We start from the raw sequence: 16,549 nt of genomic DNA, 5'->3' as shown, positions 1-16,549 counted from the left end.
CGCTGGCTTTACGAACAGGAGGCGTGTGCAATGGAGCTGAAAGCCAATACTTTCACACGCGCACTGGCACATGGTGACAAACAGGTTGGGCTCTGGATCACTCTTTCCAGCCCCTTTGTGGCAGAAGTGACGGCGCCGGCGGGATATGACTGGGCGTTAATCGACATGGAACATTCGCCCAATGACTACATGAGCGTGTTGGGACAGCTACAGGCCTTTGCCAACAGTGCGACCACCGCGATCGTGCGTCCTGAATGGAATGATACCGTAACCGTTAAACGCCTGCTCGATCTGGGGGTGCCGGGACTGCTGTTTCCAATGATCCAGACGGTGGAGGAGGCCCAAAAGGCCATCGCCTCCACCCGTTATCCGCCCTTGGGTGTGCGCGGCGTCTCAGGCTCGACCCGCGCCAATAAATTCGGACGCGTGACCAACTATCTTGCTCGCGTCGAGGCGGAACTGACTGTCCTCCTCCAATTAGAGACCGCTGCCGCCATTGGCCTTGCGGTCGAGATTGGGTCCCTCGAAGGTGTCTCCGGCATATTTTTCGGTCCTGCCGATATTGCCGCCGACATCGGCCTGCTAGGCCAGCCGATGCACCCCGATGTCTGGGCTCTGATCCGACCAGCGGCCGCTGCCCTTATCGCAAAAGGTATCCCTGTCGGGACGTTGGTGATGGACACGAAATTTGCAGCCGAACTGCTGAACGACGGGTTCACATTTGTGGCCTGCGCATCGGATGCCAGTCTTTTGGCCAAAGCATCCGATGCAGCCCTTGCTTCGGTCAAAGGTGCGCTGGCTTAACCCGCATCTTTCACTGCCAACGCGGCCATCTCGAGTGCGGCCTCGCGGGTGGCTGCGACTGCGATGAACCGGCCGTTATGGCAGAATTTGGCCCCCTTAACGCCGCAAGCATCCTCAAGCGCGGCATCCGTCAACCCCGCCCATGCGGCAGGCAGATCAGCGCGCTGCTCAAAACTGTCGCCGGTGATGCGGATACCGCCAATGGCCCAATCGTCATCGCGCGGGTTGATCACAAACAATAAGTGATCCGCACCTGTCTTCTCGATCGCACCGCGAAACGGCATACCCATCGGCAGCTCAAGCACGCGGCTGTCGCCTGCAGCCTTGATCGCATCGATGACCATGGCCTCTGCACGCCTTTTGGCTGCTTTTCCAGCAAGGGAGCCTTCGATAAAAGCCCGTGCAATCGGCAAGGCGGCGGCAAATCCATCATCATCGGCATCGGGATTGGTATCATCAAAGACAGGCTTGAGCGTCCCAAGCAGAACGGGCAAGGTCAGGCTCGCCAGATCACCCGCTGTTGCGGGGGCGAGCGCGCCGTTGTCGACCAGATCCACAGGCAACACGAAGCCCTTGTCAAAACTTGCGTGAATATCTTCCACATCCACATCCGGCACTGCCAGCGCCCGCAGGTAATCACGCCCGTACTGCGCCCAGATCAGTCCGAACGAGCTGTAGGGCTGATCATCAGCGCGCAGCGGTGTTGGCCGCTGATGATGATCAAAAATTTGGCGCGCCGCATCAAACTCACGGCCGACATCGTAAATAATTTTATCTGGTGCGGGCGTAGTCCATTCCACATCGCGAGTGCGAACAATCTTGGCTAGGGGAAACAGCCGCGTAAGGATCACCGAGGACAGCAACTCATCCGCGTGAAATCCGCCCGAATGGGTAACGAGATGGGTAATTGTCATTGGGCGTATCCTCGGGAAGAATAAAATGAAACAGGCGACCCGACGGGCCGCCCGAATTGAGATAATTAAAAGGCCTGGTTAGGCCCCTGAAATCTGGCTTTAAGTTATCGTGGGATAGCTCAAAAATACAAGTTGAATCAATTGTTGATTTTTAGCCACTTTAAATTCCGAGCAAAAGTTCCATGAAAATAGGGGTAAGACTGCGCGATCTACAAGAAACAACAACAGCCAAGCCCCCCGAGACGGCTTGGAGGAGAATAATTTAAGGGAAAGCAGACGATCTTTTAATACTAACCGAGGACGGGACATCGACATGGAACGCGCCGATCCCAGTTTTTTCAGGCCCGCGGCAACCCGGAACTCGACCACCAAGAATGTCGATGACATATGTCCTCGAAGTGTCCCGTGCCACGCTGGGGGCGCAACAAATTGGATCAAATTGCCCCTCAGCCGCTTTGTCCAACTCCAGCAGTTTGGAAATCCCCTTTAAAAGATCGTCGAGATGCTGCCGACCAAGGCGCCCGCATGGTTGACTGAGCCGCATGGACCTGCCGTCGCAAGCGAGAACCGCTGTCTAAGGGCCATCCTCACACCGCACGCTGATTGCTCCAATGTCGCCGTCCCAGCGAAGGTTATCGAAAAGTTCGGCATTGGTATTGAGGAACTTTTCCGTCACTTCTTCAGCCTGATAGTCGATATGAGATACCAGAAAGCCAACACCACTGAGTTTACTCCCTCTCCGGACGCCGAATGCCTCACGCATCTCATCATTGCTCAACGAACGAGGGAACCATTCCTTGGTTGCTCTTTCCTATGCCTGCTTTGGAGACGTGCCCAAGCTTGCGTCCAGGCGAGTATGGTAGGCATCAACCTTCCAGCGGCCGAACAATCCACCGTCTTTGAGCAAAATTTTGGCAATCAGCCGTTATAAAAGGCGACGAGCTGTTTCATACGCAGGATCATGTTGGTCTTTAAAATCATGATGTGTGACCTGATCCGACGAAAGTGGTCGCGCCAGGTGGAATTCCATTAAAAAATTATCCATTCACACAGGGAGGCTAAAGTGTCGAGAAGGTTCAATCGGCTCGCTTTGCGTCTTTCTTTTACTTCATCAGCTTGCCCAGCTTAGCGTTGAGCTTCGCTTCTGCGTCGCCCGCTCGTATCTCGCGGCCGTCTTCCTTGAAGCGGTCAAGCCGGATTTTATTTTCTAAATTGCACATTTTCCATCAAGGTTTGACCATCGCGGTAAATAGCAACTCACTTGCCGCTACCCTTAATGTAGGTTTCATACACGTCCCAAGAAATGGTTCTCGGCCTCTTTCTGGCTGGGACCTTTGCAGCAATCAGAGGCAAGAACCTTAAGTCCAGCCCCGCGTGCTCAACTTCAATGCCGCGTTCAGCTAACATATCCTAAAGATCACCACATGACACGCCGTAGCGCACTTAGAAAAACACCGCGTAAAAGATTAGGCTTTTGAGGTAAGGGCTTCCTTTGAAATCAAAGGCCCCCTCTAGACCTGACAACGCGCGGAAATCAGGCCTGTGTCACACCACAAGCGCGCAATTCTTCCGCAGTAAGATGATCACGCACGGCCAAAGCAAGGCCTTGAATGTGCGGACCGTAACGCTGCCAGCGCTTGACTGATCTGGTGTAGATCGGCTCGCGCACTTGGGCCACAGAGGCGGTGTTGACCCCTCGCGATGAGGCAATGTGGTCCAGCACATCATCGTTCCACGGCAAACCGGTAAACTCCAGCAGCGATCGCATCTGAGCTTCGGCATCAGCCACGACATCCTCGTATTGTACAACGCGCACCTGCTCCGGCAGCAGCTTTTGCCAATGCGTTGCGAGGCTATCAAACAGGTTATAGACCAGACCTAGGTTCTCGAACGACGAGCTGAATGTCTGGTTGCGGCCAAAGTTTTGCGTGTAGTTGGACAGCAGACAATCCAGCGGATGCCGCCGCATCAGCACAAACCGCGCGCGCGGGAACGCCATGGCAAGCACACCTATGTAGTAATAGTTAGCGGGCATCTTATCCGTCACCACATCGGATTTGAGACCTTCGCGGTGCAAAAACTCAACGTAGTCCTCGGCGAATTGTGTGATGTTGTCTTCGCTCAGATCATCCGCAGGGCGTTCTTTCTCCAAGATCGCGCGCAGTACAGGATTTTTGGAAAACGCCACTTGGGTCGCGATCATTTCACCCCCTGCTTGCACGTCCGGATGGCGCGAAAACATCTGCTCCATCAATGTGGTGCCGGACCGGGGCAGCCCGCAGATGAACACAGGCGCGTTAGAGCGTAGCCCTGCGGCCTTGAGACGTGACATCAGCGCAGGCGTGACCAACTCGCGCACGCGGCCGTTTTGATCGTGGGCTTTTGCACGGTCGAACGGATGCACCTCGGCGGTGGCAGCATTGCCAAGGGCGAAATGATGTGCCGCCATGTCGTAGTCCGCCAGATCCTGCGCAGCTTTACCACGGGCAAAGTGATAGGTTGATCTGGTCTCGGCCGGGGCATCGGGCTTGGCCGCCAACTTGGCGCCAAAACCTTCCAGCAGGGCAAGCTCGGGGCTGTCCGATGTGGTTTTGCGAAGCGAGACAATGCGGCTTGTGGCAGCCAAGCCAAAATCCCGCGATTCTGCGGCACGCAACAAGGCCTCTACCGCCTCATCCATACGCCCTGCCGCACCGAGGATTGCCCCCAGATGCAGCCATGCCTCTGGCGCATCAGGCACCAACTCCAGCGCGCGGCGGGCATGGTGTTCGGCGGCATCGTGACGCTCGCGGCGAAACAGCGCCAGCGCAAGGTTCACGTGCGCGCCGGCGGATTGTGGGTCTTGGGCCAGCGCGCGAAACAGCACATCAACTGCAGGCTGGAACGCGCCCATGCGGATATAGGCCTGCGCAAGGTTCAGACGGCTGTCGTTAAGTGTGTCATCCAGCTCAATCGCGGTTTTCAAGGCCGCGATCGCGCGCGGATAATCCTTGTTAACCACCAGTGCCGCACCCAGATTGGCATGCGCCAGCGCATGTTTGGGTGCCGTATCAACACCCGCCTGAAAGACGTCAACGGCCTCGTCGATGCGGCCCTTTTGGGCCAACAGGGCACCATAGTCGACGATGATGCTCACATCTTTCACATCAAGGCTCATAGCGGACTTAAGCTCGGCCAGACCGGCATCGACATCGCCTTGCATCGCCACGTTGAGACCACGCAGATGCACAAGGCGCGCAACCTCGCCCTGCGTCGCGATCAGCTTGGTGATCATGGCTTGTGCTTCGGGGAAACGGCCCGCGTTCTGGTGGCGCTTTATCCGCTCAAGGTCGGCGTTGACCGCTTCTGGCGTTCGGGTATCAGCAAGAGGCGTATCAACGGACATTGGCGTTCCTTGGTCGAAACACGCGGGTTATGCCGCGCGGGTTTTGGACAGGGCAAAGCTCAGTTGGGTTGCGCGCTCTTCAAGCGATTGCGCGACCGACGTGGGCACCATGCGTTTGGCCGATACCCGTGGCAGCGCCATCTCGGGGATCATGGGCGCGTCCGCACGCTCGGCACCGTTGTCGAAATTCACACGGTCGGCGAAATCGACAAAAGTCTCGGCGGGGGTATTTTCGGCCAGCAGCAGTTCATGTGCGCCGGTCTCGATGTGATAGTAGGTGAAGGCTTTGCCCGGGTTTGCGACCTGATAGATCGAGCGGCCGTTAAGCAGCGTATGCGCGTCAAACAGGCGGCCCTCGATCGCAACCGCGTGGTTGGGCGACAGATACAGATCGCGCGAGGGGACGTTTTCGGCCAGCGCACCTGCGGTAAAGCAGATCGGGTTGACCTTGGCGGGCATCGCCGTCGCGGTATCGACGTGCTGAACGCCCAGCCACTGCACCTGCGCCTCGCCATCAACCGTGGTGATGATGTCGCCCGCTTTGATATCCTCGACGTTGACCATGCCGTCTTTCGTCGCAATCTGCGTGCCCGTCAGGAAACAGGTCAGCGCGGATGCTGCGGTGGTCATGCTCGTGATGCCATAAAAGCCACCGTTGAAGATAATAGACGTGAAGTTTCCAGTCGTGGCACCGGTGGAAACGGTGCCTACAGCCATGGCAACCACAACATTATCCGCAGGATCTGTCGCAACAAACGTGACGTTCCCGCCCGCAAACACGGTCGAGAATGCGACCGACATCTGGCCCGCAAACTGCGCATTTCCCGCCCCGTCATTAAACGTAAGTGTCACGCCGCCAGAAGCTACACTTACGTCAGTAACGGAAATCACGCCGCCAAGTAAACCAGGTGTGTTTGTAATATCCTCGTCGCCCGCATTGCCTGCGGCAGAACTGAGCGTGAAATTGACCCCATCATCGGTGAAGCTAATGGAGGGGTCAGCGCCACTTTGCGTGATCCTTGCCCCGTCGTCGAATTCAAATGTCGGCATGTCAGATCCTCAAAGGTTTTTTATATATGAAGTTGCGTCAACGTAACGCTTCGCCGGTGAATTATCTACTTCAAATTGCATCCGCATCGGCGTTACCGCCTGAAAATGCGACATAAATGTGCGCGCGCGCCTTAGGCTGTCGCACAAACCGATTATGTCGGGCCATGGCACACATCCATTGCGCCGCAGCCCGTATCGCACCTTGCGCTTTGATTACTGCTTTGCGTCAGCGGTGGCATGAATGTAATCACTCCGGATGGTTTTGATGCCCTGACCGGTCAGGATTTCCTCGTGCCCAAAATGACCACGTACAGATCAGCAGAGCCGATGCGCGGACGCTCACCCGATCCGGGAAAGTGCCGCAACGATCTGATCCGATACGCGCCCGTCGCGCGCATTCCAATAGTGCGCAGTGGTCTTGTACGAGAGCCGCACATGCGGCTGCACATGGCGGCGCATCATCTGGGTCGTGATGATTGTGAGGTCATTGCGACTTTCCGCGTCGTCGGTCGCGTGAAGATAGAGCGCAATTGCGCGGGTCATCAATCCGGGCCCCGTTTTAGACCATGTGTTGTCATTTTCGCGATTCAACAGCGACCGCCCCGCCAGCGCAATCGCGTTGTTCAAAACCGGATGACCGGGGCGGGCACAGATCAGGTTATTGGCGATGGCACCCATGGTTTCGCGAACCACAATCATGCCGTTGCCTTGGGCAAGAAGCGCGCTCGGATCACTGTTCAAACGGTCATCAGCATCAACGTAAATGCCACCAAATTTATACAGCAGGCAGAGCCGCAGAAAATCACACTCCTCAGCGGCTGAATTGGCCAACGAGAAGGCGTGCACATGTTTTTCGCCGAAGTTCTTGCGCAAAAATGCAAGGGCAGACAGACGGTCATAGACCGTGTGCTCAAACCCCGGCACCCGCCAGCTTTCCATGACGGCTTGAACCTCGGCGGGCGGCAATGGCGCGTTCCAATACTGCATCACATTGCGCGGTATGTTCCCTGTAGTCGCTTTTGCAGGGTCCGAGATGTCCGCGCCTTTCAACCAGTCATCAATGATGAATTTCGCCGGATAGAAGAATTTTCGGGCCATGCGGCGGGTGATTTCATCCTCGGCCATGCCCGTGCTGCGCAAATGGGCTGCATCCTCGCGGTAGAGTCCCTGATCCTTGAGCCGCGATCCGACCAGCGTAATTCCAAAATGGCTTGCTGTCTGGCGCCCTATCGCCGGTGATCTGCGCACTTCCGATTCGATTTTGAGGGCGTCCTCATACCGGCCCAGCGCCAGATATATTTCAATCGCACGCATTGAAGCGACCGCTTTCAAGCCACGCGCCTGCCGCTTTTCAAGAATTGCCACAGCTTGCTCCAGATGCCCGCCTTCCACCAAAAGCTCGATCCGGTTTAGGTCGACAGAGACCTCGGGGTTGGCCGCCGTGAGCGCATCAAGCATCACATGTCCCGCGGCCAGATCGCCATTGGCGGCACAGGCGCGCATGAACAAAGCGCGCAAATGCGCCTTGTTGGGCCATCTGTTTATCGCCCGCCGCAAGTACCGCAGAGCAAGCCGCGACTTTCCAACGCCAAGGATCTGCTCTGCGATTATTCTCGTCTCCAAGACCGTCGCAGGCACCTGAATACCGGACCGCGCCAAGGCAAGTGCGGCATCCGGCCCTGATAAAGTGGCGGCAGCAAACACTCTGAATTCGGGTTGCTCGGACGGTTGCAACTTGGCCTCAAGCGCCTGCGCCAAACGCGCGGATCCAGCGCTGTCCATCACCATATGCGCACGCCGGACCAGAAACTGTGCGACAGAGGGTCTGATCCGGTTGCGCGTCGCGATCTCGTTGATTGCTGCCAGCGCAACGTCGAGTTGCTCTGCCCGCTCGCCCAGTTTTACAAGGCGCATCAGGATGACGTCATGCAACGTGTCGATCACTGCGATGATTTCCAGCAAGATCTGGCGCACGGCGTCGGTCTGACCCATCTGCACTGCCATCTCGCAATATTTCAGCGCCAACTCCGCGGGTATATCCGCGGGGGCTGGCGTGGCGCCTTTGCCAATCGCCTCCCCAAGAATTTGCAGGGCTCCGGCCGCATCACCTTGCGCCTCCGCCGCGTCGGCGCGTCGCTGCACATCGGAGTGCGTGGCGATATACCCCTCGGGCGCGTTGACCAAAACCGCATTTGCGGCCTCAGGCGCGCCTTTCAGGAAATAGAAATGCGCCAAACGCTAGCGCCAAACCGCATCATTCGGGGCGTGTTTCAATGCATCTTCCAGAACGGCAACGCCACTGTCCAATCGGTCCAACATAAGGAAGGCTGTGGTTTGCCGCATGATGAATGCAGGTATGGTCGGGTGCAGCAAACGGGCGGCCTCACAATATGCCAGCGCCGCCTCGCCCGCTTCTTGTGCCACTGCGCAGTTGATACGACCAAGCCATGCGCGAATGTTGTGCGGTGCGGCGTCGAGGACGACCTCATAGGTATCATCCGCTGCAGCCGCATCCCCCGCCACCAGCAAGGCATCGCCCAAGGCCAGTGCTATTTGCACATTCAGGGGGCGGGCGACGTGCAGCTCCCGCAGAAACGACAGCCCCTCAGCGGACCGCCCCAGCGCACCCAGCACCGCCACGCGCACCAATGAAACCCTAAGGTGACCGGCGCGAAGTTCCAGAGCTGCATCCGCTGCCACCAACGCATCACCGTGCCGTTTGAGCGCAGAGAGCGATTGAATCTGTTCTGTGCGGGCACCCATGTGATTTGGGTCGGCAGTGATGATGGCCTGAACCAAATCCAAGCTTCCCGCCGGATCACCAGCGAGGCGCAGTTCCGTTGCAAGCTCGCATGCAACCGCGCGGTGACCGGGAAAACGGGCGTTTAATGCACGCAATTGGCTCAAGCTTTTTGCCCTTTGCCCGACCTTGCGCCACGCCAAGCATTGGCGGAGCCGCAAAAACATATCATCAGGCGACACCGCCAATCCCTCGGCAATGACATCCAAAGCGCGGCGGAATTTACGCGCCTCGAACAACACGTTGATCTGTGCGTGAAGGGTTTGAATTTTGTCGCTCTTGTTCTGATCCATCCCCGGAAAGGATCGCAACCGCCCGCGCAGGTCAACCCCTCAATACAGTGCGCTACGCCGCTCAATTTATTTCTGCAAAACCAAAAGCTTACTGTCTCGGATGGGGTTGTTGCACAAATTGTGCCTGAGGCCTCACTCCACCTTAAGCCAGACGGAGTTATTAGCTTAATTGGCTATGCCGAGAGAAGTGAAGCCATTTAGGATCGCGGCACGAATTTGGATGTCCGCAACCTGTCGGTCGCAGTCACGCGCAGAGGTGCGTTGGCCAAGTAGCTTCAAACTGTCTGACGACGCGCAGACACTCATTGAGTGTATTACCTGCTTTGCCTACCAGCATATACTAGATGATTTAAGGGGGACAAAATCAACATACAGCAGAGGCATTAAAAGGATGCGCTATATGCAGTATGAGGATATTTTTCTCGAGATGCTTACCCCGATCCCGAGACACCTTTAACCCGATTTACACACCCTCAATGGGTCCAAGCACCGCGACGTCCCGTCGCAAAGTTCTCGCCATAGCCGCCATTGCGGATTACCGGCTTGCGCTTGTTCGGTTCTTGCACCTGTACTTCGATGCCATGCTCGGAGGCGTACTCGACCGCTTCCTGCTTGCTTGAAAATTGCAACGAAACCTGACTTTGTGTGTCACTCGACGAGGTCCATCCCATCAAGGGATCAACTTCACGCGCCTCATCCGGTGCAAACTCCAGCACCCAGTGTTTTGTTTTTGCTGTGCCGGACGACATGGCAGTACGGGCCGGCTGATAGATTCTCGCGCGCATGTGTTGTGACCTCTTGCTCGTTCTAAAACTATTGCCACGATGGACCTACGTGATTCAACCCCTTTGCGTTGACGCAACGTTGATATGCAGCCGATCCGGCAATGTATTATCATGGCTTTTTTTGTTTGCAATCGCCTGACAGACCGCTGCGCGCCTTGATAGAAATGCGAAAAGCGGTCCGGTGTCAGGAGTAAATTGCGGTGCACACTTTACAGGCATACCCATTTGCTCAACTCACATTGCAGACCTGCACGCTCTGCACCGTGGTTCAGAAAAGCACTCTGCAAGGAAATATGGCCGTTTCTTGGCGCTAAACTCCGGCCCGAGGGCTGCACGGTCCTACCTTTATTGCTAAGAAGAGAATTATTTACCTACCTACCCCTTGAAGAAACTGTCTGACAGAAGACTTTAGGGGGAGGAGATTACACCATGCCATATGCACAGACCGACAAAAGCGAAGTGACCGAGGCCTACCTCGCCAACCCTGCCGAGGATGTCCGCACCCGTGCAAAACTGGAAGGTGGCAAGACATTTGTTCTCCATACCGAATTCGAGCCTGCAGGCGACCAGCCCACTGCGATCAGGGAGTTGTCAGAGGGGATACGCAACGGCGAGCGTGATCAGGTTCTGTTGGGGGCCACTGGTACGGGCAAGACCTTTACCATGGCTAAGATGATCGAGGAGACACAGCGCCCTGCAATTATCCTCGCGCCGAACAAAACATTGGCGGCCCAGCTTTATGGAGAGTTTAAGGGCTTCTTCCCTGATAACGCCGTCGAGTATTTCGTCAGCTATTATGATTACTATCAGCCCGAAGCTTATGTTGCGCGCTCTGACACCTTCATCGAGAAGGAGAGCCAGATAAACGAACAGATTGACAGGATGCGCCACTCCGCAACGCGGTCCCTGCTGGAGCGCGATGATGTGATCATCATTGCATCGGTTTCCTGCATTTACGGCATCGGCTCGGTGGAAACCTACGGCGCAATGACGCAGGATCTCAAGGTAGGCACTTCTTATGATCAACGTCAGGTAATCGCCGATCTGGTGGCCCAAGCCTACAAGCGTAACGATGCTGGATTTCAGCGTGGCTGCTTTCGCGTGCGTGGCGATACCCTCGAGATTTTTCCCGCCCACCTTGACGACCGCGCATGGCGTCTCAGCTTTTTTGGCGAAGAGCTGGAGAGCATTACAGAGTTTGACCCGCTTACAGGCGAGAAAACCGGAACGTTCCAGACAGTGCGCGTTTACGCGAACTCCCACTACGTCACACCAAAGCCTACGATGAATCAAGCGATTATCGGCATTAAAAAAGAGCTGCGGATGCGTCTCGACCAGTTGGTTGGCGATGGCAAACTTCTGGAGGCGCAGCGTCTTGAACAGCGCTGTAATTTCGATCTGGAAATGCTGGAAGCCACCGGTGTTTGCAACGGGATCGAGAACTACTCCCGCTACCTCACTGGCCGCGCGCCCGGTGAGCCGCCCCCCACCCTTTTCGAATTTATCCCCGACAATGCAATTGTATTCGCAGACGAGAGCCACGTCTCCGTGCCACAAATCGGCGGGATGTATAAGGGTGACTTCAGACGCAAAATGACGCTGGCGGAACATGGCTTCCGTCTCCCGTCGTGTATGGACAACAGGCCCCTAAAATTCGAGGAGTGGGACGCCATGCGCCCGCAATCGGTGTTTGTCTCCGCTACTCCTGCGGCATGGGAGTTGGAGCAAACAGGAGGAGTGTTCACAGAACAGATCATCCGCCCAACTGGCCTGATAGATCCACAAATTGAAATACGCCCTGTTGATATGCAGGTCGATGACCTGTTGGACGAGGTTCGAAAAGTCTCTGCCGCGGGGATGCGTACGTTGTGCACCACGCTGACCAAGCGGATGGCCGAGGACCTCACAGAATACATGCACGAGCAAGGTATCCGCGTGCGCTATATGCATTCTGATATCGACACAATCGAGCGGATAGAAATCCTTCGCGATCTTCGCCTTGGAGCGTTTGACGTGCTGATCGGCATCAACCTTCTGCGAGAAGGCTTGGATATTCCCGAATGCGGGCTGGTAGCCATCCTCGACGCTGACAAAGAGGGCTTCCTGCGCTCGGAAACTTCGCTGATCCAGACTATCGGACGCGCGGCTCGCAACGCCGAGGGGCGCGTTATCATGTACGCCGACCGAATTACCGGCAGCATGGAGCGCGCAATGGGCGAGACCGAGCGCCGTCGCGTGAAGCAGGTCGCCTACAATGAGCTCCATGGCATCACGCCGACGACTGTGAAGAAGAACGTCGAGGACATTCTTGCGGGTCTTTATAAGGGTGATACCGATCAGTCCCGGGTTACCGCGAAAATCGACAACCCGCTAGCGGGCGGCAACCTTAAATCAGTCCTTGAAGGACTGCGCACCGATATGCGCAAAGCCGCTGAAAACCTCGAGTTCGAAGAAGCGGCGCGCTTGCGCGACGAGGTAAAGCGCCTGGAGGCTGTGGATCTGACGATAGCGGATGATCCAATGGCGCGCCAATACGCTGTGGACAAGGCCGTGGACGACGCCAAAACGAAATCCGGTCGAAGCACAATGGGCAGGGGCGGTATGCGTGGTGGCGTTAAACGCCGCGGGAGATGAACATGCTTGTCAAAGCGGTGCGGGCTTCAGTTTTTTCGAAAAGCTTACCTGCCCGCCCTTCTCGATCCGCCCTGTAACCAACCACTTCATTCTCAGTTGTGGTTGATCTGGACGCCAATCTCTAAAGCGGTCACAGCTAACGATCTGTATGCGCTCTTGCGCCGCTGCAGCGAGAAGCAGTGCATCCGCGGGAGTTCCACGTGGCGCTATGACGACCTGAGCAACATTGCTCAGCGCAGCGAGATCGTCCTTACTCAGATGCCGCCCGATACTGTGATCAAAGTAAACGACCGGTTGAAACCGTCGCCTCAAAAGCGCCTGTATCACCAAAAGCGGGACATCGCGATCTGCCTGTCCACCGCGCCAAAACAATACATTCGAGCCATCAACGAAAATCTGCGCCACAAACTTCATCACTTTTATTCACAATATCTGGAACAATCCGCTGTCCAAACTGTTCTTATCATAACAGTTAACAAAGCACATTTGGGAGAACTACAATGGAATATGGCATTCTCGCGACCCTTCATCTGATCGCTATCATCTACGCAGTGCTTCAGATCTTTTCGTCCAATGCGGGCATTTTGGGCAAAATCTTGTGGAGTCTGGGCGTTGTAGCGTTTCCAGTCGTCGGATTTGTCGTATGGCTCCTCATCGGGCCACGCGGGACAGCTCTCAAAACCTGAGAGACGTTTGTTTACCAGACGTAAGGGGCCTCGCTTCACAGCGAGGCCTTTTTTTGACTTCGCTAACTATTTATTAACGGATGTTAACCAAAGCTGAGGGCAGGAGAATTGCCCACAGTGTACGAACGCCTTTTGCCCGCCTTGTTGCTCATCATCCTTGCAGGCAGCTCAAAGGCTGGTCCGTGGCTGCGTGAAAAAGGCTCTTCCTTCACGGCAAGCTCCATATCGGCAACCTATTTTCTCGATACATCGAGCCAAACCTATCTGGAGTACGGGCTTACCGACAAAACCACTCTCATTGCAGACATTAGCATGCTCAGACTACGTTTTGCACCTGAAAGCGGTTACGCTATTTTTTCCCTCCGGCGCGCATTATCAACGCCGGACGCAACATCGAAATGGGCATATGAAGCAGGCATAGGCGCAGGGTGGATCGGCGTACAAACACTTCCAATTGCGCGCGCAGGCCTGAGCTGGGGCCGCGGGATCAAATTGGGTGAAAAATCGGGATGGGCTACGATTGAGGCATCTCTGGTCTGGGATGTTACTTTTGGAGAACATATTGCCAAGCTGGACACGACCGTCGGCCTTAACTTTACCGATCTCACCGCAGGCATGCTCCAGCTTTATACCGTCGATATCGCGGGCGAAACCGCTGCGACCCTCGCGCCATCAGTGGTTTTAAGTCCGGACTGGACCAAATTCCGGTTCCAATTCGGCGCCGAAAGCGAGCTGGGCAATATCGAAAAAAGCGCAATAAAATTGGGGCTGTGGCGAGAGTTCTAAGGTGGGCTCCGGCACATTGCGCGCCGAAACCCCTTTTCCTCTAAACGGTATCGTTGTCCATTCGAGCCATCACAGCAATCTTGCCACGTACAGGCTCGGACCATACGACATGCACCTGATTTGCGTCTGGTCCCTGCTGCGCACGCACAAATGGGTTATCATAATTGAGTTGGTTGGCCGTATTACGCACGCCCCCTCGCACCACCACGGAATCCACACTAAGCGAACGCCCCTGAAACGGCAGCCCGGGTCCTGTTTCGATCACCCATGTTTGCTGATTAGACTCCTCTATGGCCTCCATCAACAATGGGTTAACAACCGGATTGCTGATCCCGTGGAACGAATTTCCAGTGAAACGGACATTGCGCATACGGGTGAAGTTCAAATCGGCAAAGCTGGTATCGACCCGCTCCGCGCGGTCCACAAAACCATTGATGCTTCGGAAGCGATTACCCGACACATTCAGACCGTTTATAAAATGGCCTTCGCCATACGGCTTGATCACCAGATAGCTAAAGCTGGTCGCAACCTCACCCGATAGAAAGATGTTTCCGGCCACCTCAAGCGAGCTGAAAGAGAAACCGCCGTTGAAGCCGGGGGTGGGGTCCCGCTCGTTTGTCCATTCAAAAAACGCGTTATCGACGTAGTTATTGTTGAAAACGCAGGATGCATAGGCCTCTGCCAGCACCACACCAGCCGACCGAATGCCGCCATTCACGGTATCACCCTGAAAAAAGTGGTTTCCGATGATCAGGTGATTCTGGCCTGCCATGACCGCAAAATGGCGAAATCTTTCGGCCCGACAATTGCGCAGCTTAACATCATTCGCATTCACGTTGAGCGCAATCGTGCTGCGCTGTGACACCGCCAGATCATTTTCTGCTGACAGAAATTGACAGCGCTCGATGAACATGCCCTGACATCCACCTCCAATCGACGTGATTCCGCGATCTTTCGGTGTGGTTATGAAACAGTCACGGACCGTAAAGATCGTTCCTGCATCTGCCAGCATGATTCCGCTACAAAGCTCCTGACACTGAAGCTCCACATTGTGGATTATAAACTTTGCGATCACATCAAAGCCGCTGAAATCGAGCATGTATTTATATCGGCGAAAGGTAAAATTCTGCGTACCTGCCGCATCGTACAATGGTCCGTTAAGCGTGAGTTCGCCGCGCGCTACGTTTTTGCCGCGAACATAAATTTCGCGGCCCACACCAGAACCGCTTACATGGCTGCCTATGGGAATATTCGCCACATTCGCCACATTAGTAAGGGTGCGTGGATTGCCTGTGCTATATGTTGCCTGCGCAGTAATCGTTGTGGTGTCCCAATCGCCATCAGTCATCGCAATGAGCTGGCCGTTGTGGATGGCACGGCGTGTCTCATAACGCGTCCGGTTGGGCACGGCTGCCTGCAAATCAATTGGTCCGGTCAACGCAACCTTTCGTCCCCCCAGATCAAGCGATTCGTGATCCGAATTGTTCAGCAACGCCTGAAACGCCTTTTTAAACGCGAGTTCTTCATCATCGAATGCCTGAATGTAGTTAGGCAAATCGAAATTTTGCCGCAGCAGTAGAACTGCCGATGTTGGCATCGTTACCTTGCCTTCGAATTTGGTGAGCGTGTCAAATGTCACATCCCCGTTGAGGCGAAATACCCCTGCAGGAATCAGGACAGTTCGATCGTTCGCTGCACGGTTCGCCGCCTCGAACGCCGCAGTGTCATCGGTAACACCGTCGCCAATTGCACCAAAATCACGGACATCGATCGTCGCGACAATATCGCTCAGAAACAGAGAAGAGACATCGTTGATCTCGATATCATCCACCCGCACCACACCACCGTTCTGCCCCACCAGATCAATACCGAAATGACCGTAATCTGCGTTGACGCCCCATACCATATCCACGCCGGAACGGTTGCCGATGCCCACAATCGCACTGACCTCCACAATCTGACCGTATGCGGTCAGCGGGGTCAACGCGCCTTCGGTCACCACACCGCTCAGGGCTGTACCGTCAGAACGTGCCGCATAGGCTGCGATCCGCACCGATGGAAGATTCCCGCTGATTGCCTTTACCCGCGCTTTGATCTGCACATAGCACCCCGGAACAATTGGTGTCTCGCCTTTGTACCTGAGGGTCTGCGTGCTGCTTGTCTTAAGAATTTCCAGCGTACCGCCGAAATCCTGATCTGCGGGAACGAAAATTCCATTGCCGGAGGTGGCATAACTCGGCGATCCCGCCGTGCCGTTGCCGTTGGAATAGGCCGCGAGCCCGCTTGCATAGGGGGCGGGGGTTAGGTTGTTCAAGCTGCTGAGTGCCGTATTCATAATATCCCTTTCGCGCTTCTCCGGCGCAACTGCCGGACACACCGCAGGGAAATATCAACGAGGGATTAAGGTGCTGC

12 protein-coding genes and 1 pseudogene are annotated in these 16,549 nt (G+C 55.6%); 4 read left to right on the top strand and 9 right to left on the bottom strand.

The window, feature by feature from the left end; all coding sequences use genetic code 11:
* Positions 1-30: 30 nt before the first annotated feature.
* Entirely contained in the window at positions 31-804 is a 774-nt protein-coding gene (locus C8N30_RS10195; protein WP_025064406.1) for an HpcH/HpaI aldolase family protein, read from the top strand.
* Here C8N30_RS10195 and C8N30_RS10190 read toward each other — a convergent pair.
* The 7 genes and pseudogenes from C8N30_RS10190 to C8N30_RS10155 form a co-directional block, all read right to left on the bottom strand.
* Positions 801-1,718 (bottom strand): MYG1 family protein, encoded by a 918-nt coding sequence (locus tag C8N30_RS10190; protein WP_025064405.1) that lies wholly within the window; start codon positions 1,716-1,718, stop codon positions 801-803. The genes C8N30_RS10195 and C8N30_RS10190 overlap by 4 nt on opposite strands.
* A gap of 1,534 nt (positions 1,719-3,252) precedes the next feature.
* Entirely contained in the window at positions 3,253-5,103 is a 1,851-nt protein-coding gene (locus C8N30_RS10180; RefSeq protein ID WP_025064403.1) for a tetratricopeptide repeat-containing sulfotransferase family protein, read from the bottom strand.
* Between the two features lie 27 nt (positions 5,104-5,130).
* Positions 5,131-6,153, bottom strand: coding sequence for a Hint domain-containing protein (locus tag C8N30_RS10175; protein ID WP_025064402.1), 1,023 nt, complete (start codon positions 6,151-6,153; stop codon positions 5,131-5,133).
* A gap of 339 nt (positions 6,154-6,492) precedes the next feature.
* Positions 6,493-8,388, bottom strand: coding sequence for a glycosyltransferase (locus C8N30_RS10170; RefSeq protein ID WP_025064401.1), 1,896 nt, complete (start codon positions 8,386-8,388; stop codon positions 6,493-6,495).
* Positions 8,389-8,391: 3 nt separating this feature from the next.
* Positions 8,392-9,246 (bottom strand): tetratricopeptide repeat protein, encoded by an 855-nt coding sequence (locus C8N30_RS10165; protein WP_025064400.1) that lies wholly within the window; start codon positions 9,244-9,246, stop codon positions 8,392-8,394.
* Between the two features lie 165 nt (positions 9,247-9,411).
* Positions 9,412-9,525, bottom strand: a pseudogene (locus C8N30_RS10160) (IS5/IS1182 family transposase); the annotation flags it as partial.
* Between the two features lie 194 nt (positions 9,526-9,719).
* A complete protein-coding gene (locus C8N30_RS10155) occupies positions 9,720-10,031 on the bottom strand; it encodes an ETC complex I subunit (protein ID WP_025064398.1) in 312 nt (103 codons plus the stop codon).
* 429 nt (positions 10,032-10,460) lie between these two features.
* Between C8N30_RS10155 and uvrB the strand changes: the two genes are divergently transcribed.
* Complete coding sequence (gene uvrB, locus C8N30_RS10150; protein WP_025064397.1) at positions 10,461-12,665, top strand: excinuclease ABC subunit UvrB; 2,205 nt, start codon at positions 10,461-10,463, stop codon at positions 12,663-12,665.
* A 9-nt stretch (positions 12,666-12,674) separates the two neighbouring features.
* On the opposite strand, the gene C8N30_RS10145 is transcribed toward uvrB, so the two are convergent.
* On the bottom strand, positions 12,675-13,070 hold the full coding sequence (locus tag C8N30_RS10145) for an NYN domain-containing protein (protein WP_170151166.1): 396 nt from the start codon (positions 13,068-13,070) through the stop codon (positions 12,675-12,677).
* Positions 13,071-13,165: 95 nt separating this feature from the next.
* On the opposite strand from C8N30_RS10145, the gene C8N30_RS10140 reads away from it, so the two are divergent.
* Both C8N30_RS10140 and C8N30_RS10135 read left to right on the top strand, forming a co-directional pair.
* Positions 13,166-13,351, top strand: coding sequence for a PLDc N-terminal domain-containing protein (locus C8N30_RS10140; RefSeq protein WP_025064395.1), 186 nt, complete (start codon positions 13,166-13,168; stop codon positions 13,349-13,351).
* Between the two features lie 117 nt (positions 13,352-13,468).
* Complete coding sequence (locus C8N30_RS10135; protein WP_025064394.1) at positions 13,469-14,137, top strand: hypothetical protein; 669 nt, start codon at positions 13,469-13,471, stop codon at positions 14,135-14,137.
* 40 nt (positions 14,138-14,177) lie between these two features.
* On the opposite strand, the gene C8N30_RS10130 is transcribed toward C8N30_RS10135, so the two are convergent.
* Positions 14,178-16,472 (bottom strand): glycosyl hydrolase family 28-related protein, encoded by a 2,295-nt coding sequence (locus C8N30_RS10130; RefSeq protein WP_025064393.1) that lies wholly within the window; start codon positions 16,470-16,472, stop codon positions 14,178-14,180.
* Positions 16,473-16,549 lie beyond the last annotated feature (77 nt).

The sequence above is a fragment of the Sulfitobacter guttiformis genome, assembly GCF_003610455.1.
GTDB lineage: Bacteria > Pseudomonadota > Alphaproteobacteria > Rhodobacterales > Rhodobacteraceae > Sulfitobacter > Sulfitobacter guttiformis.
The sequence above is the reverse complement of the archived record's forward strand: the minus strand, read 5'-3'. Positions and strand labels throughout refer to the sequence as shown.

Coding starts and splice junctions, on each gene's coding strand:
- C8N30_RS10195 (WP_025064406.1), top strand. CDS start 31: ATGGAGCTGAAAGCCAATACTTTCACACGCGCACTGGCACATGGTGAC.
- uvrB (WP_025064397.1), top strand. CDS start 10,461: ATGCCATATGCACAGACCGACAAAAGCGAAGTGACCGAGGCCTACCTC.
- C8N30_RS10175 (WP_025064402.1), bottom strand. CDS start 6,153: ATGCCGACATTTGAATTCGACGACGGGGCAAGGATCACGCAAAGTGGC.
- C8N30_RS10140 (WP_025064395.1), top strand. CDS start 13,166: ATGGAATATGGCATTCTCGCGACCCTTCATCTGATCGCTATCATCTAC.
- C8N30_RS10155 (WP_025064398.1), bottom strand. CDS start 10,031: ATGCGCGCGAGAATCTATCAGCCGGCCCGTACTGCCATGTCGTCCGGC.
- C8N30_RS10190 (WP_025064405.1), bottom strand. CDS start 1,718: ATGACAATTACCCATCTCGTTACCCATTCGGGCGGATTTCACGCGGAT.
- C8N30_RS10165 (WP_025064400.1), bottom strand. CDS start 9,246: ATGGATCAGAACAAGAGCGACAAAATTCAAACCCTTCACGCACAGATC.
- C8N30_RS10130 (WP_025064393.1), bottom strand. CDS start 16,472: ATGAATACGGCACTCAGCAGCTTGAACAACCTAACCCCCGCCCCCTAT.
- C8N30_RS10180 (WP_025064403.1), bottom strand. CDS start 5,103: ATGTCCGTTGATACGCCTCTTGCTGATACCCGAACGCCAGAAGCGGTC.